Here is a 25,110-nt window from a genome sequence, read left to right as displayed (position 1 = left end):
CACATGAATGCATTCTCATTCGGCACAATGATGTGTCTAAGTTTTTTGCTGCTTGGTTGTGAACAGCAACAAGATGTAAAAAAACTCGGCTTGGTGTATTGCACCGAGACCGCTCCGCACACATTTAACCCTCAGTTAGAAAGTTCTATGAATGCTATTGCGGTGACTTCTCGGCATTTATACGACCGCCTAATTGAAGTAGACCCTATCACTCAGCAACTGGTAGGTGGCGTGGCGAACAATTGGCACATTAGTGAAGACCGCTTACATTATCGCTTCGACTTACGCCAAGGTATTCATTTTCATAAAACCGATTACTTCTCTCCAAGCCGTAATTTGAATGCTGATGATGTAATGCTTAGCTTTGAGCGAATTTTAAATTCTGAGCACCCGCTTTATATCTTAGCCAATGGCGATTATCCGTTTTTCAATAACATTGGCTTTGGCAACAATATTCAAGCCTTAAACAAGCTATCAAATAGCAGCATCGAATTTGTACTAAAAAAACCTGACGCAGCTTTTTTGGCAAATCTGGCCAGCGATTACGCGGTTATTTTGTCCGCAGAGTACGCCCAACAGCTGAATGACAAAAATCAGCTAGGTTTACTCGATCAGCAACCGATTGGCAGCGGCCCATTTTATTACGCCAGCCAACGTAAAGATCACTTTATTCGTTACTACCGCCATTGGCTGCATTGGCGCGGTGCTCCGCCCATGCAGCAATTGGTATTTGATATCACTCCTACCTCTTCTATTCGTTTGGCCAAATTACTGACAGGCCAATGCGACATAATGGCTCAACCAGCAGCCAATCAATTAGAAGTACTTAAAGAACGTGATGACTTGTTGGTGTCGGTTCAGGCGGGATTAAATGTCTCTTATTTGGCCTTTAATACTCAAAAGCCACCGTTTGCCGATGTACGTGTTCGGCGCAATGTAGCAGGCTTAATCAACAAACAACGAATTGTAGATTCCGTTTATTTGAATACCGCTGAAATTGCCGATGGAATGTTATCCGCTTCTTCTTGGGCCTATCGCCACCAAGCTCGCTCACCAGAGCAAGATTTTTTGGTATACCCCTATATCGAAAAAGCCAAACAACAACCGATTGAATTGTGGGTACTCAATGAAGCGAAAAGTTATAACCCACAGCCCCACAAAACCGCAGAACTAATACGTAATGACTTGGTGAAAGATGGTTACCAAGTAAACGTTAGATTATTTGATTGGGAAGTGCTTCGCCGTTACTTACTGGCTCCAAGTGTTAACTACGATATGCTGCTAGTGGGTTGGTCTACCGATAATAGCGACCCCGATGATTTTTTCCGTCAACAATTTGCTTGTGAAGCGGTAGAACAAGGTTACAACTATAGCCGTTGGTGTAATGGGCACTTCGAACAGCTGCTCGATGCTGCCACCACCTCACCGCGATTAGCGGACCGCGTGAGAAGTTACTACAAAATTCAAGAAATTATTGAGCAAGATGTGCCCGTACTTCCCTTAACCCATGCGCTTAAAATGTATTCGTATAATAACAGTGTCAGTGGTATTACATGGAATCCATACGGAGGCGTTTCTTTTAGCAGCGCCTATAGGAAGTAAGCCATGTTACGTTACTTTATTCGTCGAATTAACCTACTGGTGATTACCTTTTTAATCATCAACTTAATTGCTTTTTTCTTTCAGAAGAATCAAACCATCTTTATTGAAACAGACGGTAATTGGCTAAGCCAGTACCTAGTCTTTGTTTGGAATAACCTCAACGGCGACTTGGGTGTATCTAGCATTACCGGCAAACCAGTATTCGATGAACTGATTAGCTTTTTACCCGCCACTTTAGAGCTGTGCTTTTCTGCTTTTTTGCTGTCTTTTATTGTGGGTATTCCACTGGGTACGTTAGCAGGTATTTATCACCAACACTGGATTAGAAACCTAATCCTTAGCGTTACAATGGTGGGCTACAGCATTCCGGTATTTTGGTTAGCCTTACTATTGGTGATGAACTCGTCACTGTTATTGGGTTGGTTCCCGGTATCTGGTCGTTACGATTTACTGTTAGAGATCCCTCAAATTACCGGTTTTGGCATCATCGATGTCATGTGGTTAGAACCTCAAGCACGTTGGCCAGCCTTAATGAGCATCGTTAGCCATTTAGCCTTACCTACTCTTGTATTAGCGGTAGTGCCCACAACAGAAGTAATACGCCAGTTATCCAACTCAATGGCGAAGGTGATGAGCGAAAACTATATTAAAGCTGCAGCGACCAAAGGGCTATCAAAATGGCAAATAGTGACACGCCACGCTTTACATAATGCCTTACCACCCATTTTACCCAGCTTAGGCCTTCAATTTGGTAACGTGCTTACCATGGCAATGGTTCTTGAAGTGGTGTTTGCCTGGCCCGGCATCGGACGTTGGTTAATATCCAGTATTTACCAGCAAGATTATGTGGCGATTCAAGGTGGCATGTTAGCTGTTGCCACTTTGGTAATTATTACCTTTGTACTCACCGATTTGTTTACCGCGCTAATACACCCATTACGCCGAAGAGAAGTTTATGCTCAACACTAATGTATTTGCAGAAACGACCATCTCTAGCGCTCTCCAACGTGTATTAGAGCGTTTTAAAGATAACTCCATTGCAATGATTGGCTTTTGGGTACTGCTGGGTTTTGTTGCCTTAGCGCTGTTTGGCCCGCTGATTGCGCCTTATACCTTAGATTTTCAAAGTGATAATTTATTACAGCCGCCTTCGTGGAATCAAAGCGGTCACGTTGATAATTTTTTTGGCACCGATGATTTAGGTCGTGATGTTTTAAGCCGCCTCATCTACGGCTGCCAGCTCACCTTTGGTGGCGGCTTAATTGTTGTTACCTTTGCGGCGCTAATTGGAATTCCTTTAGGCATCTTTTCAGGCATGAGCCGTGGCGTAAAATCTAGCGTTTTACACCATGTGATGGACACGGCCTTATCCATACCTTCGCTGCTTATTGCCATTATGGTGGTATCGTTTTTGGGTACGGGTTTAGAGAACACCTTAATCGCTATCGCTTTAGCACAAATTCCCCAGTTTATTCGATTCACTTACATTGCGGTTTCTACCGAAATTCAAAAAGAGTACATTACCGCAATTAGACTTGATGGTGCGACCAACTATCGAATTTTAAAACACGGCGTATTACCCAATATTGCTGACTCAATCGTGTTTCAAATAAGCCGTAGTTTCTCTTCATCGTTAATTGATATTACCGCCCTAGGTTTTATTGGCATTGGCGCACAAGCTCCACTGCCCGAGTGGGGTGCAATGTTAGGGGGGAGTAAGGATTTACTATTCTCAGCCCCCTGGACCGTTACCCTACCCGGCTTTGTTATTATGACCAGTATCTTAAGTGTAAACATGGTAGGCGAAGGTTTACGCCAAGCGATGTTAGAAGGAGTCGACTAATGGCCTTACTAGACATTCGTAACCTGACTATCGAAATTGATACTCCCACCGGCAAAGTTAAGGCAGTAGATCGCGTTAGCTTAACAATGGCTGAAGGCGAAATTAAAGCTTTAGTGGGTGAGTCAGGTTCTGGTAAAAGTTTAATTGCTAAAGCCTTACTAGGAGTCACCAAACCCAGCTGGACTATAAAAGCTGACAGAATGCGCCTAGGTGATGTAGACCTTCTTCAGCTCACCACTAAGCAACGGCGCAAGGTACTCGGTCACGAAATAGCGATGATCTTTCAGGAACCGAGTTCTTGTTTAGATCCCTCAGAAGAAGTGGGTAAACAAATTGAAGAAGCGATCCCTTGCCACAATATCAAAGGGGGGTTTTGGCGCCGTTTTCAATGGCGGAAAAAACAGGCGCAAGCCTTGTTGCATAAGGTAGGCGTTAAAGACCACCATAAAGTAATGCGCAGTTATCCTTATGAACTGTCTGATGGTTTATGCCAGAAAGTAATGATTGCCATGGCCATTGCTGGGCAACCCAAGCTGTTAGTCGCTGATGAACCAACTACCGCGATGGAGGTCACTACTGCCAGCCAAATTCTTCGCTTGCTGCACAAACTCAATAAGCTTAACAATACGGCTATTTTGTTAATTAGCCATGACTTGAATACTCTCTCCGATTTAGCCGATACAATTAGCGTGATTTATTGTGGCCAAATGGTGGAGGTTGGACGCTCAGAACAAGTGGTAGGCAATAGTCACCATCCATATACCAATGCTTTGCTTAGTTCCGCACCTAAATTCAGCCAACCTTTCGATAGAAAAGCTCTACTCCCAGGGTTGCCTGGCTCTATTCCAGCATTGCAGCATTTGCCTATTGGTTGCCGGCTAGGCCCCCGCTGCCCTAAAGCCCAACGTAAATGCGTAACTCAACCTAAATTAAAGAAAGTAAAAGGCCATCAATATGCTTGCCACTACCCGCTCAATATTGAAAAAAAGGTCACTGTGAATGGCTAACCTTTTACACGTTAAAAACTTATCGCAGCACGTGTATGTGCATAAAGGTTGGTTAAGTCGCCAACGTTTTGCTGCAATAGATGATATTAGCTTTGACCTCAATATGGGTGAAAGCTTGGCAATTATAGGTGAATCAGGCTCTGGGAAATCTAGCCTGGCCAAAGTACTCGCCGGCATTAATAAACCCAGTAGCGGTGATATTTTTGTAAATGGCGAGGCCTTAAAGTATGGAGATTATACTCGCCGCTGCCGCTTAATAAGGATGATTTTCCAGGACCCTACCAGCTCTTTAAACCCCCGTTCTAACATTGGCCGGATCCTCTCTGCACCACTAATGTTAAATACCGGCCTAAGCACCGAGGAGCAACAACAAAAGGTTGTAGCTACTTTGAAACTGGTAGGTTTACTTGAAGAACATGCTGAATTTTATCCCAACATGCTATCGAGTGGTCAAAAACAGCGCATAGCGGTAGCTCGAGCGCTGATTTTAAGTCCGAAGATTATTGTTATTGACGAAAGTATTGCGGCACTCGATGTATCGGTAAGAGCGCAAATAATTAACTTGCTAATTGAATTACAACAACGCTTTGCGATCAGCTATGTTTTCGTCTCTAACGATTTGGGGTTGGTACGTCACTTTTCCGATAAAGTATTGGTAATGCAGCAAGGAAAAGCCGTTGAATTCAGGCCAACGGAGCTATTTTTTACTCAGCCCGAACACGAGCTGAGTCAACGTTTATTAAATGCCTACCAAGATGCTTTCCGTAAATAACATCGCGATAATTTTATGAGTTACCACGATACAAAATTGACTCTTGCGCCCCTACAACGGAGCTCATTGAAAGTGATAAATTAACTTCTCTTTCAATCATATCCATCAAAGGCTTAAGCGTAATCGGTAAATCGCTACGGATTTTCTCTGCAGTAATATAATAAGGCGCACGTTGACCGTGATACTCAACCACAGGACCAATTTGCTGAAATTTAATCCCTAATAAGGCAGTACTGCGCGCTAACCTAGGCTCCATCATCACATATGCATGTTTAATATTATGCCTCTCAACCAACACCGTAGCGGCTAAATACATGCTTGCAGTAATAAACGGGAAACAACGCAACTCTTCTTCATAAAGCTCGGCTACGTTAATGCCACCGGTAGCTGAATCAACAAACTTATCAGTTTTACGTCGTCTAAAAGTAGCGCGTAATGCTAAACGTGATATTTCACATACGTCTTCTCTAGCGAAATTTTGCGGGTGTAGATCGTCGTCAGTAATCGCTCCCTCACAATACTTTTCCAATGGGAGCAATTGGTCGCCCGTTGGCGATACCACTCGTACGGTACTAGCATAAGTTCCAGACGATAAATGGCGAACCAAGCAATAATCAGAATAATCATCAAACTCGTCACGTTCTACCTGCTCGGGGTTTACTGGTTCAAAACCTAACTCCTCACAATAAACATCGTGGCGCAAACGGTAAACACTGGCCACATCCTCATCACTGAGTGCAACCAATGGTTGAAAATAAGTCTCGTAGTGTTTGGCAATTTCAGCCGCTTTTTTCTGGGCGGCATGTTGGGTTGTTTTGCTAGTAGGTAACCCAACTACTTTTCCTTTAATACTGGTCGGAAGTATTTTGTTTTTCAAAAGCTTAACCCTTATTCCCTTAAGTGTTTTTATAGTTGCTTAATAAGCATCGCGTTTAGTATAGCCACTATCTCTATGGGATAATGTTTTGCTAATTTGATATTAAGTTTATATCAGAAAAGTGCCAAGGCTAGCCAGTAAAATTCTACCGACACCCATTAATGGCGGCGCTAGAAGCAAATCTGATTGTGCTATCACTTAAGAATAACGGGTTTTAAATAGAGTGCTCAATAAACTGCTCTGATCAGCTAGGCTAAATGCCACTTTAATAGCAAACATGCTAGAATCATTGCGTTTTTTAGCGTTGAAACAACAATATACTTAGCGCTAACTATTTGGCCAAGTTTAAGGAATTAGCATGATCATCAAACCAAAGATCCGTGGTTTTATTTGCACAACCACTCATCCGGTAGGCTGCGCAGCCAACGTGCAAGAGCAAATTAATTACACCAAGCAAAAAGGCAAAGTTACAGACGGCCCTAAACGTGTATTGGTGGTAGGATCTTCAAGCGGTTACGGTTTGTCTTCACGCATTGCCGCTGCATTTGGCAGTGACGCTGCAACCATTGGTGTCTTTTTCGAGAAACCAGCAACCGAGCGTAAAACCGGCACTGCAGGTTGGTATAATGCGGCAGCGTTTGACCAAAAAGCGCACGAAGCAGGCCTTTATGCCAAAAGCATTAATGGTGATGCATTTTCTCATCAGGCAAAAGAAGCCGCTATTGAGTTAATTAAACAAGACTTAGGCGAAATTGACTTAGTGGTTTACTCACTCGCTTCTCCGGTACGCAAATTACCTGATAGCGGTGAGTTAATCCGATCGAGCTTAAAGCCTATTGGTAATACCTACACAGCAACCGCTGTAGATACCAACAAAGATACTATTATCGAAGCCAGCATTGAACCCGCAACCGAGCAAGAGATTGCTGATACTGTAACGGTAATGGGCGGCGAAGATTGGGAGCTTTGGATTAAGGCATTAGACGAAGCAGGTGTACTTGCTAAAGGCTGTAAAACTGTTGCGTACAGCTACATTGGCACCGCACTTACCTGGCCTATTTATTGGGATGGCGCATTAGGCAAAGCCAAAATGGATTTGGACCGAGCAGCCAGCGCTCTAAATGAAAAGCTAAGCACTAAACAAGGTAGCGCGAATGTAGCGGTACTTAAAAGTGTGGTCACTCAAGCGAGTTCAGCTATTCCAGTGATGCCTTTGTACATATCAATGGTATTCAAAATCATGAAAGAACATGGTTTACATGAAGGCTGTATGGAACAAATCTATCGTTTATTCGATGAACGTTTGTACCGTAATGATGGTTCTACGCCAGCGGTAGATGAAAGCAATCGCTTACGCTTGGACGACTGGGAGCTACGTGACGACATTCAACAAGCCTGTGTTGATCTGTGGCCACAAATTACCACTGAAAACCTTAAACAGCATTCTGACTATGAGTACTACAAGGCTGAATTCTTAAAACTGTTTGGGTTTGGGGTGGAAGGTGTTGATTATGATGCAGACGTAGATACTTTAGTTCCATTCGACGTTAAAGCCATCTAATTAACTCAGAACAACTATTATTAAAAGGCCTCTATTTTTGAGGCCTTTTTATTGGCTTTGATTTGAATTTTGTTGGCTGGAATTTACTTTGGTATAACGAACTCTGCCAACCCTTGGCAAATATGCATCTAAACGCTGACCATCTTTAGAGACCCGATATTCAACCACTCTATCGGTTGAGGTAACAATGACTTTATTACCATTTATCTTGTACTTGGTGGCTACTCTGCTGCCAGATTTAAGCTGACCATCATCAGTGAATACTAATCGCTCTTTCTTGCCATAGAAAGCATGTTCTGACTCCCAAGCACCAACAATCGGATTTACTTTAACTTCTCGCTGCACGCCTATGAGCTCAGGATAAGTAAAGTAAACGAAAGACAACACGCCTAAGCAGATTCCAAATAAGGCAATAATTAATACCAAGGACTTTTTCAAGACAATCTCCCAAAACTACAAAAGGACGTAAAACGTCCTTTTTTCAGTATCTTACGTAAGAGATAAGCTTACAACAAGTTTTGGATTTCTGCTTTGCTTTTTAAGACATCAATCAATACTTGATAACTAGCTTCAGTTTTTACGCTGCTAAGCTGTTCTAACCAACGATCGGCTTCACTGCTATCCACTGAGCTAGATTCATTCACCTCAGTGACTTGAATCACCAACTGATCGCCATTCATAGTGGCGATACGACTCGCTACTTTTTGCTCGGTAGGCTTAGCCATCATGAATAAATGACGAACCACTTGTGGTTCAAAGTCTTGGCTATCTCGAGCAACTTTCACTTTAGAGTCTACAGTTAGGTTTTGCTCGTAAAGCAAGCCGTCTAAGCCTTCTCCAGACTCTAGGGCGGCGATTAGGCTATCAGCATAATCTTGAGCAGCTTGATTAGAGCGAGAAAGTGTTAGATCACTAGCAATTTGCGATTCAACAGTTTCGAATGGTTTAACTTCGGCAGCTTTATGAGCCATTACGCGCACCACTACCGAGCTATCATCCGCAAGTTGAATGGCTTCACTGTTTAAGCCTTCAGCAATAAAGTCTAAGTTGAACAGTTGGCTAAGCACTTGAGGTTGGCTCAATATCGCGTTAGCGCTTGAACGAGTTAAGCCTTTAACGGTTTCAACAGTTAGCCCTGTTTCACTGGCTACATCAACGAGAGAGTCAGGAATTTCAAAAGACACTTCAGCTAAGCGTTGAGCTTGCTCATAAAATGCATTTTGAGCTTGTTCTTGTTGTAAACGCTGACTAATTTGCTCTTTCACGTCTTCGAGCGGTTTCACTTGCGCTGTTTGCACATCAATCAGTTTAATTAAGTGAAAGCCAAACTCAGTTTTAACTAACTCACTTACATCGCCCTTATCGGCCAAGGCAAAAGCAGCAGCATCAAACTCAGGCGCCATTACGCCACTCTCAAACCAATCTAGCTCACCGCCTTCTTGACCACTAAAAGTGTCGTCTGATGATTCAGCCGCTAAAGTAGCGAAGTCTTCACCTTGCTGAACTTTCGCTAATAAGGCTTCAGCTTTCGCTTTATCGGCAGCTTCATCGTCACTAAATCCAATCAGAATATGCGCAACTTTACGTTTTTCCGGCTGAGTATAGCTTCGGCTGTTAGCTTCGTAGAATTGCTGAATATCTTGCTCATCAACAACAATACTGTCTGCAATTTTGGCAGCGTCTACCACAATGAATTCAACGTCTACTGACTCTTCAGTTTTGAAGGTGTTTTTACGTTCTTCGTAGTAGGCTTTTAATTCTTCGTCTGTTGGCACTTCTTGAGCGGCAAAATTAGCCACCGGAACCGTTACATAACGTACGTCTCGGGTTTGCTGATTGAGTTTAACCAACAACTCAGCTTCGTTTGGAAGCGCAAACTCGCTACCTAACAAGGCTTGCTGTAACTGGCGACGGGTTAAGTCGTTGCGAATCATATCGCGGAATTGACTCGGCTGAAGATTCGCGCGGTAAAGCACTGCAAGGTAACGTTCGTTGTCAAACTTACCGTCTACTTGGAATTCTTGCATACCTAAGATTTGCGATTTAACTCGCTCATCGCTCACGCGTAAACCGTATTTTTCGGCAGCTTGGTCAAGCAAGCGCTCTCCGATCATACGCTCTAGAACGTTATTTCTGAACTGTGCCATATAGCTTGGATCAGCCGCTAGTTGGCTAAATGCAGCGCCAAACTGGCTTTCTAATCGTCCGCGTTCGTTTTGATAGGCTTGATCAAATTCAGCACGGCTAATGGACTCGCCATTAACTTCAGCAGCGAGTTGCTCACTAGGTGTAGCTATGTAGCTACCTACACCAGCTAGAGCAAAAGATAAAATGACCAGACCGAGGATGATTTTGGCTACCGGACCTTGGCTTCCTTCACGGAGCTTTTCCAACATGCTTAATTACTCTTTACCACATTAAATAATGAAAAAGCGCATCAGAGGATGCGCCTTTGACAGATCGCAATTGCGTCTGACTGTTTAGTTTACTGCGTCTTTTAACGCTTTACCGGCTTTGAACGATGGTACGTTAGCAGCGGCAATTTGAATTTCAGCACCAGTCTGAGGGTTACGACCAGTACGGGCAGAACGTTCTTTCACTTGGAAAGTACCGAAACCTACCAAGGCAACATTATCACCGTCTTTCAAAGTATCAGAAATGGCATCGATGAAAGAATCAAGTGCACGACCGGCAGCGGCCTTAGAAATATCTGCACCTTCAGCAATTTTGTCTACGAGTTGAGCTTTATTCACAATTGGTTCCCCTTGTTGTTATTCCTTTTTCCTTTTACCGCAGGAAAGCTTCCCTATTATTACGGTTCAGAATGAGGTTCGTCAGTCTACATTTAGTTAATTTTTCACCATCAATATAATTATCAACGGCTTCCTTGCCAGCCTTAGGCTATAGCCCTTGAACAAGGCTGGCAAGTACTATTTTACGATTGAATATCGTTTATTTGCATTGACTCAAGCTTTTACTTCAAAGCCTTCAGGATTTTGCTCTAAAGCCGCTTCTAGAACCTGTTCAATCCAGCGAACTGGAATGATTTTTAGGTCACCAATAACATTTTCTGGTATCTCTTCTAAGTCTCGCTCATTCTCTTGCGGAATAAGAACCGTTTTGATACCACCGCGATGCGCCGCCAACAGCTTTTCTTTCAAGCCACCAATGGGCAGAACTTCACCACGCAAGGTAATTTCACCGGTCATCGCTACTTCAGCCTTAACCGGGTTACCCGTTAAGCTCGACACCAAAGCGGTACACATGGCAATGCCTGCACTTGGACCATCTTTAGGTGTTGCGCCTTCAGGTACGTGAACATGAATATCACGCTTCTCGTAAAAATCGTTATTGATACGCCACTTATCGGCGCGTGCTCTTACCACGGTCATCGCAGCTTGAATCGACTCTTGCATAACGTCGCCTAAAGAACCGGTATAGCTAAGCTTGCCCTTACCCGGTACCGAGGCTGTTTCAATGGTGAGTAAATCACCACCAACTTCGGTCCATGCTAGACCTGTCACCATACCAACGCGGTTATTTTCATCCGCCTTACCATAATCACAACGTTGCACACCCAAATAATGGCTGAGGTTGTCTTGGCTAATCTCAACTTTCTTCGTGTCTTTGTTCAGCAAAATTTCTTTTACTGCTTTACGACATAACTTAGAGATCTCTCGCTCTAAGCTTCGCACGCCCGCTTCGCGAGTGTAGTAACGAATAATGCCAATGATGGCACTGTCTTCAATAGCAATCTCATGCTCTTTTAAACCATTGCGTTTAATTTGCTTACTAATTAAGTGTTGCTTAGCAATGTTTAGTTTTTCGTCTTCGGTGTAACCTGATAAACGAATTACTTCCATACGGTCTAATAGAGGACCAGGGATATTCATTGAGTTTGAGGTAGCCACAAACATCACATCAGAGAGGTCGTAATCAACTTCTAAGTAATGGTCGTTAAAGCTGTTGTTTTGCTCTGGGTCTAATACTTCTAGCAGTGCAGAGGCAGGGTCGCCACGCATGTCTGAAGCCATTTTGTCGATTTCATCAAGCAAAAATAGAGGGTTTTTAACCGCGACTTTAGACATTTTTTGAATCAACTTACCCGGCATTGAACCAATGTAAGTACGACGGTGGCCGCGGATCTCGGCTTCATCTCTTACGCCACCTAAGGCCATACGCACGTATTTGCGCCCAGTAGACTTAGCAATTGATTGACCCAGCGAGGTTTTACCGACACCTGGAGGACCAACTAAACATAGTATTGGCCCTTTTAATTTGTTTACTCGGCTTTGTACTGCCAAGTATTCTAAAATGCGTTCTTTAACTTTTTCTAAACCGTAGTGATCTTGGTTAAGCACCTGCTCTGCTTTGGCGAGGTCACGTTTCACTTTTGAGCGTTTAACCCACGGCACACTCAACATCCAATCTACGTAACCACGTACAACGGTCGCTTCAGCAGACATTGGTGACATCATTTTGAGTTTATTTAACTCAGCTAAGGTCTTTTCCTTAGCTTCTTCTGGCATCTTGGCTTCGTCGATACGTTGAGACAATTGCTCAAACTCGTCTTGACCATCTTCAGATTCACCTAGCTCTTTCTGAATCGCCTTCATTTGTTCGTTGAGATAGTACTCGCGCTGGCTCTTCTCCATTTGCTTTTTAACGCGACCGCGGATTTTTTTCTCCACATGCAGCAAATCGATTTCAGATTCCATCATCGCCATTAAGTATTCCAAACGTTCAGGAATACTGGCTAACTCTAGCACCGACTGCTTATCTTCAAGCTTAAGCGGCATGTGTGCAGCCATGGTATCAGCTAAGCGCGCGGCATCGTCTATACCAGACACCGAGGTAAGCACCTCCGGCGGGATCTTTTTATTCAGCTTGATATAGCCTTCGAACTGGCTTATTGCTGAACGAACCATGACTTCTTGTTCTTTTTCATCTGGCTGAGCAGACACTACATACTCTGCAGCAGCAATGTAATACTCATCCTCTTGAATAATTTCTTCAAGGTTAGCCCGCTGGCTGCCCTCGACCAGCACTTTCACTGTACCGTCTGGCAGTTTCAATAGTTGCAGAATATTAGCCACAGTACCCACAGTGTATAAATCTTCCACTTGTGGATTGTCATTACTGGCATCTTTTTGCGCGACTAATAATACTTGCTTGTCTTGGCTCATCGCGCTTTCTAAGCAACGAATCGATTTTTCACGACCAACAAACAAAGGAATGACCATGTGCGGATAAACCACAACATCGCGCAAGGGTAATACGGGAATTTCAAAACGTTCTGAACGCTCTAAGGTCATGTCGTCCTCTTTACCTTAGCTAATAAACTCTATCAGCAATATATTGGGTCAAACTTTCTGGTTTCAATTCGTGTTAAGCAATTAATAAAAAAAAATCACTTAGCTGCTGTTTATTTAGGCAATAACTAGCGTAAACGTCGTCTTACTGTGCCTCTCACTTTCCCCGCCATACCAATAAGGCTTTGACGAGTATGGCAATGGCAAAGCGCCACCGCTAAAGCATCGGCAGCATCGGCTTGTGGGCTCGCTGACAAGCTCAACAACTGAGTCACCATATGCTGGACCTGGCTTTTATCGGCCGCGCCAGTGCCAACCACCGCTTGCTTTATTTGCCTTGCTGAATATTCAGCAACGGGTAAATCTTGGCTTACTGCAGATACAATCGCAGCCCCTCGGGCTTGCCCTAACTTGAGTGCCGAATCAGCGTTTTTAGCCATAAACACTTGTTCAATCGCAAATTCATCGGGAGAAAACTGGGCAATAATTTCGCTAACACCAGCGTGAATTTGCTTCAAACGTAACGGCAGTTCTTTTTCGCTAGTGCGAATACAGCCACTGCCTAAATACTCGATTCGTCCATTGGCTTGCTTTATTAAACCGTAACCGGTGATCCGTGAGCCCGGATCAATGCCTAGAATAATACTCACGAAAATTTACAGCTGCTCAGCAATGTCATCTGATATTTCACCATTGTGATACACCTCTTGCACGTCATCATCGTCTTCCAGCATATCAATAAGTCGTAACAACTTTGGAGCAGTGCTTAGATCTAACTCGGCTTGCGTAGAGGCAATCATGGTAACTTCTGAATTAACCGCCTCCAAACCCGCCTTATCTAAGGCGTCTTTCACTACACCAAAATCGTTAGGCAAAGTATAAACGTCAACACTTCCATCTTCATGAGAGATAACATCATCAGCACCAGCCTCTAGGGCTGCATCCATTACTTGTTCTTCGTCGCTACCCGCGGCGTAAGAAATAATACCTTTCTTTTCGAATAGATAAGCAACACTGCCATCAGTACCTAAGTTGCCACCGCTTTTGGAAAAGGCATGCCTTACAGTAGATACGGTACGATTTCGATTATCGGTCATCGTTTCAACAAGAACCGCTGTGCCACCGGGTCCATATCCCTCGTAAATCACCGTTTCTAGCTGTTGCCCATCCAACTCTCCAGCTCCACGCTGTACCGCACGATTTACCGTGTCGCGTGTCATATTATTAGATAAGGCTTTATCAATAGCGGCTCTCAATCTAGGATTAGCATCTGGATCTGAGCCACCTTCTCTGGCTGCGACCGTAAGTTCTCGAATAAATTTAGTAAAAATCTTGCCTCTTTTAGCATCTTGAGCCGCTTTACGATGCTTAATATTGGCCCATTTACTATGACCTGCCATGGCGTTCTCCAATAAATGCTTATTGATTGATGATAAACGTTAAGAAGCGACCAAGCCTAGCACTATCTGTTTGATAAATGATCTCGATCTTTTAACATAAGTTCACTTATATCAATTTGTTACATCTTTGTTTAGAAATAACTCTACGATCTCCCCACATAAAAAATAACAAAAACATCAGCAATTAGTCACAACATAGAGCTGGATTCAATAATATTACATAAATATCTAAGACCCAGAAGACACCAAAACCTCACCACTATTGATAATTACATTAAATATCAACGATTAAGGATAATTCCCCGCCGAATATTTAGGCAATATTAAACAAAAGATGATTTCACTTAACTTATTGAAAAAATTGGCCTATATTTAAGAGAATTAACATTTTATCAATAGTTATAAGCTAACCACGGAAGGCTATGATTGTAATTTATTGGCACAGTTTACTTAGCTTGTTGCGGCTTAACTCAAGCCTCAAAAAAATCACTGTGCTTCTTTTCTTACTCATTTTAAGCATACCCATGCACGCACAGGTGTGGGTGATAAGTCATGCAGAAAAACAAGCTGAATTGAGCAGTAAGCAAATTCGTTCGATCTTTTCACTAAGGGAAAAAAATTGGCCCGACGGACAAGTTATTGAACTGGTCGTGATGAAAGATAACAGTGAATTGCATAAACAGTTTTGCTTAGACGCGCTTAAACTTTTCCCCTACCAGCTCAGCCGAATTTGGGAACGCCAAATATACACGGGTACCGCTATTGCGCCCACCATCGTAGATTCCGAACAAGAAATGCTCGATACCATTATTAAAAACCCCAACGCAATTGGATATGTCAGCCAAGAGGTGAACAATGAAGACCTTCATTCTATTATTGTTGACTAGTTTATCCACCATCGCAGTTCCTGCATACGGCCAAGGCAAAGTATCTTGGGGCGGATTTGTTTCTGCCAGTTATATTGGGGTAAACGCCAATAATTACTACGGATACAACTCAGGCGACAGCGGCCCATTATTAGAAGCAGGGTTACGTGGCTATTGGCTAATCAATAGAAACTGGTCGGTGTCAGGCTTGGTCATAGCTCAAGAAACCGGAGATTGGTTTGAGTCAGGCATTGAAGTTGACTACCTCAGCTTAAATTACAAAATCCCTAGCCATGAAGATTGGGATATTGGGTTTAAGCTCGGGCGCTTCAAAATTAGCAATGGCATCTATGGAGAAACACGTGACGTGCCTTTTACGCGACCAAGCATTGTATTACCTTTGTCGGTATACCCACATATATTGAAAGAGCAAAGCTTGCGAGCCGACGGATTACGTATGGACATCGACTACTTTTCGTTGGGCGGTCAAGAATATAAATTTGCCGCGTCGATAGGTAAGGAAAGCTTTGATGAAAGCTTTAGTCGCCGTTTTTTTGGTCAAGACCAAGAAGGGACATTTGAAAGCGAATGGAATACATCGCTGCATTTCTCTATGCGCCCAACAGCAAACTGGTATGTAGGTTTAGAATATCGCCGCTTAAAAATGCACCTAGAGGATTCACTAAACCCAAGCCCGATAGACCTCCCCTTAGATTTTACTATTGATACTGACCAATACATTGGTTCTCTGCAGTATTCTCAACAGAAATTTGAAATAACCAGTGAAATTACTCTGCGCCGCGGTGGCACCTATGCAGAAGGGAAAAACCAACCAGCTCAAGGTCTCGAGCCATTGTTTGACGGTAGCATCGATATGAATGCCTACTATGTTCAAGGGATTTACCTTATCAACCAACAATGGAACCTACTAGCTCGTTACGATAACAGCCACTTTATCGACGACGATATAGAAAAGAACTTACGAGACCTAGAAGATTTCGCCATTGGCGCGACTTGGAATTTTCATCAAAATTTCCAACTCAAATTTGAGCATCACTGGTTTGTTGGTACCTCAATGCTCCCCCCTGTAAACGACTTAAATCCACAGCGAAACAATAACCCTGAGCGATACTGGCGCTTGTTCGCCTTACAACTTAGCTACCGCTTTTAATAAATCGCTCTATGCTTAACTAATAATGAATCTATTAATGTTTCGTTGCTGTAAGTACTAACCTTGGGATAGCCAATGAAGCTAAGTAAGTTCCCCTTAATCAATTTAAAACAACGTTATATTAGCGTCCGTTTGAAAATGACCGTTGCACTTGTGCTAGCTGCGGGCTTTGTTGTTTCCATCTTCGGTTTCACTGCAATGGAGCATTACCAGAATCAGCAAGCACAACTTAAACTCAGCTACCTAGACAACTACGCGCTAGAATTTAATGACCAAATAGAACGATTAAGTGACAGCATTACCTACTTGTTCGAAGCCCAAACTCTGTTTAGTAAAGCGGAGAATATGAGTGAATTAGAGAAGTACCTCACTCGCCAACTCCCAGAGCTGCAATGGTTATTACCTATAGTGAATGGCTGTACGGTTTTTGAGGTAGACAATTACACCTGCAGCGCCTCTGACTCTCCGCCCCCCAAAGAGCTATTAGAGCAGGTAACACTGCGTTCTAAACCCATGCAATTATTACAATGCAGCGAGATGTGCTATTTGTGGATCTCTTTGCCTATTCGTACCCGTAGTTCAGAACAAGGCATTTTAGCGTTTCAACTTGAGTTAGCAGATGCCTTAATCAAGGTAACCCAGAGAGATGACATTGAACTAGCCATCGTCGATTTAGATCGCCCCTTATATAAAAGCATTTTACTGGCTACCAATACTCAAGCCCTTAGCCAACAATGGTTTGATAGCGCTATTGAGTACCGCCACCATGCCAATATGGAGTTTCAGGTTGAACACAAAACCATTGTCGGTAAACTTTATCCCATTAAGAACAGTGCTAGCAGCACCTTAAAACTGGTTATTCTTAAAGACTGGAGCGACCAAATACAGCTGCAAACCCGCTTCGAAAATCAGCTTTCTATTTTATTGCTACTCACTATGGCTTTAAGCATTGCTATTGGCTTAATGCTAATGCGCCGTCCCTTAAATAAACTTCGTTATCACGCTGCCAGCTTGCCAACGATATTAGAAGATGAGAGCTACAAACCGCAAAACAACCTGCATCTATTTAATGACGAATTTGATTCACTTGATCATATTTCTATCGAGCTAGCCGATAGTTTCTCTGAAATGCGATCGAGCATTGCCGCCAATACCAAAGTATTGGAGAAAATGGCGATGGAAGATCCACTTACGGAACTGCCAAATCGAACCGCTTTTCTCGAACAACTCAGTAAAGCGCTAAAAGAAGCAGAACGCCAAGGCGACGAGTTAAGCCTTATCTACATTGATTTAGATAATTTTAAGACCATTAACGATACCTTAGGTCATGACTTTGGCGATTTACTGCTGGTACAAGTCGCTAAACGCATTATGCGCTTAAGCGAGTTTGCCTCTAGCACCTTCCGTTTAGGTGGCGATGAGTTCACGCTACTGATTAACAAAAAAGACAAAGACAGCGTCCTCGGTTTTGCCTATAGCCTCGCGCAAGAAATTTCTCGAGACATTACCATCTCTGGAGTTTCAATGAAGGTGACACTCAGTATTGGTATCGCTACCGCAAAACAAGCCGAGTACGAGCCGCAGTTGTTAGTTAAATATGCTGATCTAGCAATGTACTCGTCTAAACGTAAGGGGCGTAATTGCTGTACTCACTTCGATATCGAGTTAGCCCGTCAGAATGACATGGTGTTCACCATTGAAAACCAGTTCCAAAATGCCATGAGTAACAACGAACTAGAACTATACTTACAACCGCAAGTGTCTATGAAACAACAAGCAGTCACTGGCTTTGAATTACTACTACGTTGGAATCACCCTACTCAAGGTTTAATGAACCCTGGTCAGTTTCTCGATACCGTTGAATCAGGCCGCCATATCCTTCCTCTAGGTTATTGGGTGATAGATAAATCATTAGCGTTATTAGAAGAGTTAAATACTAAAGGTTACAGTGGCTTAACCATCGCATTTAATATTAGTGGCCGTCAGTTTGAAGACAAAAACTTCGCTCAAAAACTGATCAGCAAATATAAAACCATTAGTATCGGTAGCAATCTGTTAGAGCTGGAAATCACCGAAAGTGTCGCCGTACAAAACTATCAGCAAGTTAAAAACCAGTTAAACGAAATCCGAGGAGCAGGCATCAGAGTTGCCTTTGATGACTTTGGTAAAGGCTTTACTTCACTGAGCTACCTTAGCAACCTTGCCTGCGATAAGATTAAATTTGATCGAGAATTTGGCCACAATGCCATTACCTCGGTAGCAACTCAAAACATTGTACTGAGCATGCGCAAGCTAATGTACACCTTAGATTACGAGATTTTAGTAGAAGGCGTAGAAACTCTTGAACACGCTAATTGGTTGAAACAAAATGGCTTTGATAAAGTACAGGGGTACTTCTTTGGTCGTCCGGTCACTAAGGAAGCGGCATTAGAGTTCTATTTGCGTTGCAATGATAAAGGCGCGCTATTGGATCAAAGTGGCAACATTATTCACTTGCACCCGCTGTTTCATATTCCTCAAACAGATGTTCACTCTAATGGCAATCACTAGTTGAATAAGTCTATCTACAGCATTAAAAAAGGCGAGCTAATGCTCGCCTTTTTGCCATTCAAAGCACGCTTACTTTGGTAAGTTAACGCTTAAGGCTAATTCAGTTAAAGACACTGGGTTAGCTGCACTTGGCGCACTGGTTAACGGACATGCAGCAGTGGCTGTTTTCGGGAACGCCATTACGTCACGAATAGAGCTTGCACCAGTCATCAACATTACTAAGCGATCTAGACCAAACGCTAAACCCGCGTGTGGTGGAGCACCATACTGAAGCGCTTCCAATAAGAAGCCGAATTTCTCTTGAGCTTCTTCATCGCTAATGCCGAGTACTTTAAACGCAGCAGCTTGCATATCTTGTTTATGGATGCGTACGCTACCACCACCTAATTCACAGCCGTTTAGCACCATGTCGTAAGCGTTTGATAACACACCTTCTGGTGAAGCGGTTAAGTCCCCAGCACTCACGCCTTCAACTGGCGCAGTGAATGGATGGTGAATGGCATGGAAATGACCATCTACTTCTTCAAACATTGGGAAATCAACAACCCAAAGCGGTCGCCACTCATCTGATACTAGGCCAAGATCTTCGCCTACTTTCAAACGTAAAGCACCCATCGCTTCGCAAACAATATTCGCTTTATCTGCGCCGAAAAGAATTAAGTCGCCGTCTTGTGCAGCTGTGCGCTCAACAATGCCTTGTGCAACGTCTTTATTTAGGAACTTAAGAATTGGTGATTGAAGACCTTCAACGCCTGCAGCGACTTCATTCACTTTCATCCATGCTAAGCCCTTAGCGCCATAAATACCTACATACTTACCGTAGTCATCAATTTGCTTGCGAGAAAGCTTTGCACCACCCGGTACAAGTAACACTGCTACGCGGCCTTTCTCATCGTTAGCTGGGCCAGAAAATACTTTAAACTCTACGTCTTTAAGCAAGTCAGCAACATCAACTAATTGCATTGGGTTACGTAAATCTGGCTTATCAGAGCCATACAAACGCATCGCTTCAGCGTAAGTCATTTGTGGGAATTCACCCAAATCAACGTCTAACATTGAGACAAACAATTCACGAACCATTTGTTCAGTCACGGCCATTACTTGGTCAGAACTCATGAATGATGTTTCAATATCAATTTGAGTAAACTCTGGTTGGCGATCGGCACGTAAGTCTTCATCACGGAAGCACTTAACGATTTGGTAGTAACGATCCATGCCAGACATCATAAGTAATTGTTTAAAAATCTGTGGTGATTGCGGCAAAGCAAAAAACTGACCTTTATGAGTACGGCTAGGCACTAAATAATCGCGCGCACCTTCTGGCGTAGCTTTGGTAAGAATTGGCGTTTCAATGTCTAAGAAGCCATTGTCTTCCATAAAACGGCGAACGAAACCCGTTACCTTGGCGCGAAACACCATACGCTGGCTCATTTCTGGGCGACGTAAATCTAAATAGCGGTATTTTAAACGCTGCTCTTCAGAGTTATCTTGATTGTTATCCAACGGCAGTGGCGCAGAGCGATTTAAGATTTCTAGCTCTAAGCCAAGTAGCTCAACTTCACCCGTGGTCATGTCAGCATTAACCTGACTGTCTGGACGCGCACGAACGCGGCCTTTAAGGCGGACACAAAATTCATTACGCAAGCTGTTGGCGGTAGCGAATACATCTTTACGATCTGGGTCAAAAACCACTTGCACAATGCCTTCGCGGTCACGTAAATCAATGAAGATAACGCCACCTAAATCACGGCGGCGATTTACCCAACCAACTAAATTTATTTCTTGATCAACTAACTCTTTGGTTACTTGTCCACAGTAAACAGTGCGCATTTGGCCTTTCCCGTTTTACGTTTTAAAATTCAATGAATGTTCAGCCTAAATAATAATCAGCTATGCAGTATTATTTAGTGAAAGGGCGATAGTATAAAGGAAAGCAGCTACAAATAAGAATAGCGATAGAGCAATAAATCTATAGAAGCGTCTAAAATAGCCAAAGACAAGCTCGCTTTAGCTGGTTACAATAACCCACCGAGCAATTACTGGCTCATTATCATAGAATTTTCCGCACGAGAACTAGCCATGCAAGGCAAAGATAAACTATTTTCCCAACCTATTACCCAACTGGGTGAGTTTCGCTTCGATGACCAAGTGGCCGAAGTATTTCCCGATATGATTCAACGCTCAGTGCCAGGTTACAGCAACATTGTTTCCACCATTGGCCACTTAACTGAACAATTTCATCAAGCCGACACTAAGTTATACGACTTAGGTTGCTCTTTGGGCGCAGCGACTTTAGCTATGCGCCGCGGAGTTAAGCACAACAATGTAGAAATTGTTGCAGTAGATAACTCCCCCGCCATGTTAGAACGTTGTCAAAAACACCTAGATGCTTTTCGTGGCTCAGTGCCAGTAACGCTTATCTGTGATGATATTTGCGACGTAGATATCAGCAATGCTTCAGTGGTCGTGCTCAATTTCACCCTGCAGTTTATTGCGCGAGAACAGCGTTTAACCTTGATTAAAAAGATCTACAACGGAATGGTTAAAGGCGGTTTATTGATAGTGAGTGAAAAATTTCATTTCGCTGAACCAACTACTCAGAGTCTAATTAGCGAATTACACTTAGATTTTAAACGTGCTAACGGATACAGCGAGTTGGAAATTAGCCAAAAGCGGAGCTCTTTAGATAACGTACTAGTGCCCGATACTATTGAGCAACACAAGCAACGATTTAAAGAAGCCGGCTTTAGTGCTAGCGAACTGTGGTTTCAGTGTTTTAACTTCGGCTCATTGGTCGCTATAAAGTAGTCTCTAGATACACAGAATCAAAAAGACGAGCGCTATATAGTGCTCGCCTTTTTTACGAAACAATACCTACTTAGCTAACAACGCTTTAATTTTGTCTGCAAAAGGTTGTAGAGTTTCACTATCAACCATATCGCGAGCGTGACTACGCGCTTCGGCTAAAGAGCCAGGAATAATATGAAAGTGTAAATGAGGCACCGTTTGACCTGCTGCAGCCCCATTAAATTGCACTAGGCTAATCCCCTCAGCGTTCATCGCCTGTTTTACCGCCGCCGCAACTTTTTTAACGGTTTTAATAACAGCTGCTGCGCCTTCTTCCGACAATTCAAACAGCGTTTCTGCAGATTCTTTTGGTAATACTAAAGTGTGACCATCGGCCTGTGGCATGATATCCATAAAGGCTAAGGTATGGTCATCTTCATATACTTTAAGGCAGCCCATTTCGCCGCGGATAATTTTAGCAAAAATATTGTTGTTGTCGTAACTCATAGCATTGATTCCCAATAGATTTAATGTCGGTACGTAACTAAAGATAACAGCATTATTGCACACCCAAATCTTCTAACAAATGGACTTGATCGAAATATCGCTCGCCAACAAAACTAATCGCGTGGTCACCAAAACGACGCAAGCTTCCTGGCTGTTTCACCCCCATAGGCCAAAAGAACCAGCGTTCAAAACGTTCAGAGCCCCACACATAACCATTAGAGTCGTAGATAGATTTATATCCTTGGCCTTTTTCTAAGGCAAGTAGCGACTGCCAAGGCTGTAAAGTATAAGTGGTTTTAGCCACCACTTCAGCAATGTCGCCGGTGGGCTGCAAATCAATTATTTGGTGGGCATCGGCACTAATACTTATTCGCACTTTATCCGCAGCATTAACGCGATGCATCAGTACGCTTTCGACTTTACTGTCCTGAATAGCATGATAACTGCGCTGTTGAGGCAACATTAAAGTATACCAACAACCACATAGGTGGATGCTGTCGTAAGCAATGACTTCTAGCTTATTAGTCAGGTGAATTCGAAAAATGAGAGCATCGTGCTCTCCTGCTACCCAATCTACTGAGCTAAGTTTTGGGCGTTGCTTAAACCATAAAATATAATTGAGTTGGATAGTAGTTTGGTTGTTGTGCCTAGCATATGTAATATGCGAAAAACTAAGTGGTTTACTGTGTTCAAAAGCCAATTGTTGCTTTTGCCAAACCGGCACGCCAGGTACATTGTCTGCAGTGTTGTTCTCAACCAACCACTGCGGTGCATACCATTTAAGTAAGGTTACTTGTTGCTGTTTACTCGCGAGTTGCCCAAAAGCATCAAGCTGTAAATCTGTGGCATTCACTTTAGCTAACGATGGCTCCGGTAGATATAAGGCCGCTTGTTTAGCGGTAAATCCAGATAACGATGAGCGACTAGCAGCTAACCAACCCTCAGCTAAATGTTGTTGTTCTTTCTCAATGGCGCTCGCAAATACCTTCGAACTTAGTGGATATAATCCAAACACCTTAGCAGTGGCAGAGTAGTCATTATCTATTGGAATAGTGGCTAGCAACTCAGCAGTTTGCCGTGAATGACCTTGCAACTGCTGATTCAATTCATTTATGCACTGTTCGATTGTCTGTTCTGGCTGAGTTATTTGATATTCCGCTTTCCATTTATTGGCTATGTCTACATCAAGCGTTTTCCATTCAGCTTTTAGACCTTGCTCCGCTAGTTCGCCCATATAATCAATGAGCTGAGATTGAGTAGGCGCTGATGGCTCAGCAAGATCTTGATTGCCGATAAAAAAATGTATGAAGCGATTATGTCGTAAAGAAGCTTGGTTATGCACCCTCTCCCCTTTTAAGCTTCCAACATGCTCATGCAGCAGCGTGTCTACACTGCTTAAAATAACCTCACAGGAGGGCTCGACCTTTTGAGGTGAAATGCTGCATGCTTGCAAAACCATGGCTGTTAACAACGCACTTAAGTTTGCCACTAGGCAATTAGCTTTATACCGTTTAGGCATTGTCCCTCCCTGGATTCAATTCATCGTCATTATTGTACACAGAAAAAATAATGGGATTGGTTCGCAATACAACTGTAACAAAACCGTCATAAAATGCCCTTTTTGCTTTTACCTACAAAAGACTATGACAGCAATATTTGAAGTATTCAGCGCCTTTTTCCGCCTAGGATTAGTAAGCTTCGGTGGCCCAGCCGCCCATATAGGTTTTTTCAAACAAGAGTTTGTTGATAACAAGCAATGGTTATCCCAGCATGAATATGCAAATTTAGTCGCGCTTAGCCAATTTTTGCCGGGCCCTGGCTCTTCTCAAGTGGGTTTTGCTATTGGCTTGCACCGGGCAGGAAAACTAGGTGCAATAGCCGCATTTATTGGCTTTACCTTGCCCTCGGCAGCCTTGATGCTGGTACTAGCGTTGGCTGCCAACTACAGTAACAACAACCCCTTTGTTATGGGATTAATCGCGGGCCTAAAAGTTGCTGCATTGGTAGTAGTGGTTGATGCTGTAAGACAAATGTATAGGCAGTTTTGCAGTAATCGGTATTTAAGCGGAGCATGTTTTATTACTGCTGCCAGCTTGTTGCTGTTCCCACAACTTAGTACCCAACTCGTTTGTTTGGCTCTTACCGCACTGATAGGTTTAGCGCTAAATGAAAAGCTATTGGTACCGAATCCCCCTACAAATACCAATACCAGCACAAACCAAACCGGTAGCATTAAGTTTGGATATTTAGCTGTATTTATTGCGCTACTGTTTTTGCCTTTTCTAAACTTAAATCCTCTCATTCACAGTTTTAGCCAGTTTTATCAAGCGGGTAGCTGGGTATTTGGTGGCGGTCATGTCGTGCTGCCTTTGCTGCAACAAACACTTTCAGGGGATGTAAACCAAGAACAGTTTTTAACCGCCTATGCTGCTGCACAAGCAGTACCTGGCCCAATGTTTACTATTGCTAGTTATTTAGGCGCAGTGGTAGGCCAACAAAATCCTCTTGTTTACGCTAGCTTAGCAACTATTGCCATTTTCCTACCGGGTTTTTTATTGGTACTGGCTTTTGTTGATGCTTGGCAAGCGCTGGCTCAAAAAGCGAAGTTTTCCGCAGCAATGCAAATGGTTAACGCAGCGGTGGTTGGTTTACTGATAGCGGCACTTTACAATCCAATATTCACTAGCGCGATTCATTCGAACCTAGAGTTTGTACTAGCGTTATTAGGGTTCTTTTTACTGCGAGTCGTGAAGTTACCTCTTTACATCATGTTACTAAGCTTAGGGGGAGCGGGAATATTGTTACTGGCATAAATAAAAAAGCCTGCACTAAGCAGGCTCTTTAATTAAACGTTA

21 protein-coding genes are annotated in these 25,110 nt (G+C 43.1%); 11 read left to right on the top strand and 10 right to left on the bottom strand.

The genetic code is table 11. The features are described 5' to 3' along the window. Positions 1-3: 3 nt before the first annotated feature. The 5 genes from FFR00_RS20195 to FFR00_RS20175 are packed head-to-tail and all read left to right on the top strand — an operon-like array spanning position 4 to position 5,224. The gene (locus tag FFR00_RS20195; protein WP_137675226.1) at positions 4-1,602 is read left to right on the top strand and encodes an ABC transporter substrate-binding protein; all 1,599 of its coding nucleotides are present in this window, start codon (positions 4-6) and stop codon (positions 1,600-1,602) included. A gap of 3 nt (positions 1,603-1,605) precedes the next feature. Beyond that, positions 1,606-2,571 carry an ABC transporter permease subunit gene (locus FFR00_RS20190; protein WP_137675225.1) on the top strand — a complete coding sequence of 322 codons (966 nt, stop codon included), beginning with the start codon at positions 1,606-1,608 and terminating at the stop codon, positions 2,569-2,571. Continuing rightward, a complete protein-coding gene (locus tag FFR00_RS20185; protein ID WP_137675224.1) occupies positions 2,558-3,445 on the top strand; it encodes an ABC transporter permease subunit in 888 nt (295 codons plus the stop codon). The genes FFR00_RS20190 and FFR00_RS20185 overlap by 14 nt, the downstream gene beginning before the upstream one ends. Then, positions 3,445-4,452, top strand: coding sequence for an oligopeptide/dipeptide ABC transporter ATP-binding protein (locus FFR00_RS20180; RefSeq protein ID WP_137675223.1), 1,008 nt, complete (start codon positions 3,445-3,447; stop codon positions 4,450-4,452). Before FFR00_RS20185 ends, FFR00_RS20180 begins: the two co-directional genes overlap by 1 nt. Further along, complete coding sequence (locus FFR00_RS20175; protein WP_137675222.1) at positions 4,445-5,224, top strand: ATP-binding cassette domain-containing protein; 780 nt, start codon at positions 4,445-4,447, stop codon at positions 5,222-5,224. Before FFR00_RS20180 ends, FFR00_RS20175 begins: the two co-directional genes overlap by 8 nt. A gap of 13 nt (positions 5,225-5,237) precedes the next feature. Here the strand turns inward: FFR00_RS20175 and FFR00_RS20170 are convergent, their stop codons facing one another. Then, a complete protein-coding gene (locus tag FFR00_RS20170; RefSeq protein ID WP_235836271.1) occupies positions 5,238-6,101 on the bottom strand; it encodes a PEP-CTERM/exosortase system-associated acyltransferase in 864 nt (287 codons plus the stop codon). Positions 6,102-6,459: 358 nt separating this feature from the next. Here FFR00_RS20170 and fabV point away from each other — a divergent pair, with 358 nt between their 5' ends. Continuing rightward, positions 6,460-7,662 carry an enoyl-ACP reductase FabV gene (gene fabV / locus FFR00_RS20165; RefSeq protein ID WP_137675221.1) on the top strand — a complete coding sequence of 401 codons (1,203 nt, stop codon included), beginning with the start codon at positions 6,460-6,462 and terminating at the stop codon, positions 7,660-7,662. 48 nt (positions 7,663-7,710) lie between these two features. Here the strand turns inward: fabV and FFR00_RS20160 are convergent, their stop codons facing one another. The 6 genes from FFR00_RS20160 to FFR00_RS20135 all read right to left on the bottom strand — a co-directional run bounded on the left by FFR00_RS20160 (position 7,711) and on the right by FFR00_RS20135 (position 14,374). Next, positions 7,711-8,100 carry a DUF2850 domain-containing protein gene (locus FFR00_RS20160; protein WP_161985216.1) on the bottom strand — a complete coding sequence of 130 codons (390 nt, stop codon included), beginning with the start codon at positions 8,098-8,100 and terminating at the stop codon, positions 7,711-7,713. 68 nt (positions 8,101-8,168) lie between these two features. Further along, on the bottom strand, positions 8,169-10,058 hold the full coding sequence (locus tag FFR00_RS20155; RefSeq protein WP_137675219.1) for a SurA N-terminal domain-containing protein: 1,890 nt from the start codon (positions 10,056-10,058) through the stop codon (positions 8,169-8,171). An 84-nt stretch (positions 10,059-10,142) separates the two neighbouring features. Next, positions 10,143-10,415: a nucleoid-associated protein HU-beta gene (hupB, locus tag FFR00_RS20150; protein ID WP_137675218.1), complete on the bottom strand. Its 273-nt coding sequence runs from the start codon at positions 10,413-10,415 to the stop codon at positions 10,143-10,145. A gap of 213 nt (positions 10,416-10,628) precedes the next feature. Then, positions 10,629-12,977 carry an endopeptidase La gene (gene lon, locus FFR00_RS20145; protein ID WP_137675217.1) on the bottom strand — a complete coding sequence of 783 codons (2,349 nt, stop codon included), beginning with the start codon at positions 12,975-12,977 and terminating at the stop codon, positions 10,629-10,631. Positions 12,978-13,102: 125 nt separating this feature from the next. Further along, complete coding sequence (ruvC, locus tag FFR00_RS20140; RefSeq protein WP_137675216.1) at positions 13,103-13,624, bottom strand: crossover junction endodeoxyribonuclease RuvC; 522 nt, start codon at positions 13,622-13,624, stop codon at positions 13,103-13,105. A 6-nt stretch (positions 13,625-13,630) separates the two neighbouring features. After that, a complete protein-coding gene (locus FFR00_RS20135; protein ID WP_137675215.1) occupies positions 13,631-14,374 on the bottom strand; it encodes a YebC/PmpR family DNA-binding transcriptional regulator in 744 nt (247 codons plus the stop codon). A gap of 524 nt (positions 14,375-14,898) precedes the next feature. Here FFR00_RS20135 and FFR00_RS20130 point away from each other — a divergent pair. The 3 genes from FFR00_RS20130 (at position 14,899) to FFR00_RS20120 (ending at position 18,961) form a co-directional block, all read left to right on the top strand. Further along, entirely contained in the window at positions 14,899-15,261 is a 363-nt protein-coding gene (locus FFR00_RS20130; protein ID WP_161985215.1) for a substrate-binding domain-containing protein, read from the top strand. Continuing rightward, a complete protein-coding gene (locus FFR00_RS20125) occupies positions 15,230-16,411 on the top strand; it encodes a hypothetical protein (protein WP_137675213.1) in 1,182 nt (393 codons plus the stop codon). Before FFR00_RS20130 ends, FFR00_RS20125 begins: the two co-directional genes overlap by 32 nt. Positions 16,412-16,486: 75 nt before the next feature. Beyond that, the gene (locus FFR00_RS20120; protein ID WP_137675212.1) at positions 16,487-18,961 is read left to right on the top strand and encodes a bifunctional diguanylate cyclase/phosphodiesterase; all 2,475 of its coding nucleotides are present in this window, start codon (positions 16,487-16,489) and stop codon (positions 18,959-18,961) included. 69 nt (positions 18,962-19,030) lie between these two features. On the opposite strand, the gene aspS is transcribed toward FFR00_RS20120, so the two are convergent. Next, complete coding sequence (gene aspS, locus FFR00_RS20115; protein ID WP_137675211.1) at positions 19,031-20,791, bottom strand: aspartate--tRNA ligase; 1,761 nt, start codon at positions 20,789-20,791, stop codon at positions 19,031-19,033. A 249-nt stretch (positions 20,792-21,040) separates the two neighbouring features. On the opposite strand from aspS, the gene cmoA reads away from it, so the two are divergent. After that, positions 21,041-21,769, top strand: a complete 729-nt coding sequence (gene cmoA, locus FFR00_RS20110) for a carboxy-S-adenosyl-L-methionine synthase CmoA (protein ID WP_137675210.1) — start codon at positions 21,041-21,043, stop codon at positions 21,767-21,769. A gap of 66 nt (positions 21,770-21,835) precedes the next feature. On the opposite strand, the gene FFR00_RS20105 is transcribed toward cmoA, so the two are convergent. Continuing rightward, entirely contained in the window at positions 21,836-22,255 is a 420-nt protein-coding gene (locus FFR00_RS20105) for an HIT family protein (RefSeq protein ID WP_137675209.1), read from the bottom strand. A gap of 52 nt (positions 22,256-22,307) precedes the next feature. Further along, positions 22,308-23,774: a hypothetical protein gene (locus FFR00_RS20100; RefSeq protein ID WP_137675208.1), complete on the bottom strand. Its 1,467-nt coding sequence runs from the start codon at positions 23,772-23,774 to the stop codon at positions 22,308-22,310. Between the two features lie 124 nt (positions 23,775-23,898). On the opposite strand from FFR00_RS20100, the gene chrA reads away from it, so the two are divergent. Then, positions 23,899-25,068, top strand: a complete 1,170-nt coding sequence (chrA, locus tag FFR00_RS20095; protein ID WP_201798782.1) for a chromate efflux transporter — start codon at positions 23,899-23,901, stop codon at positions 25,066-25,068. The last annotated feature ends 42 nt before the right edge of the window (positions 25,069-25,110 follow it).

Source organism: Agarivorans sp. Toyoura001 (genome assembly GCF_005405585.1).
Taxonomy (GTDB): Bacteria; Pseudomonadota; Gammaproteobacteria; order Enterobacterales; family Celerinatantimonadaceae; genus Agarivorans.
This window is presented reverse-complemented; position numbering and strand designations above follow the sequence as displayed.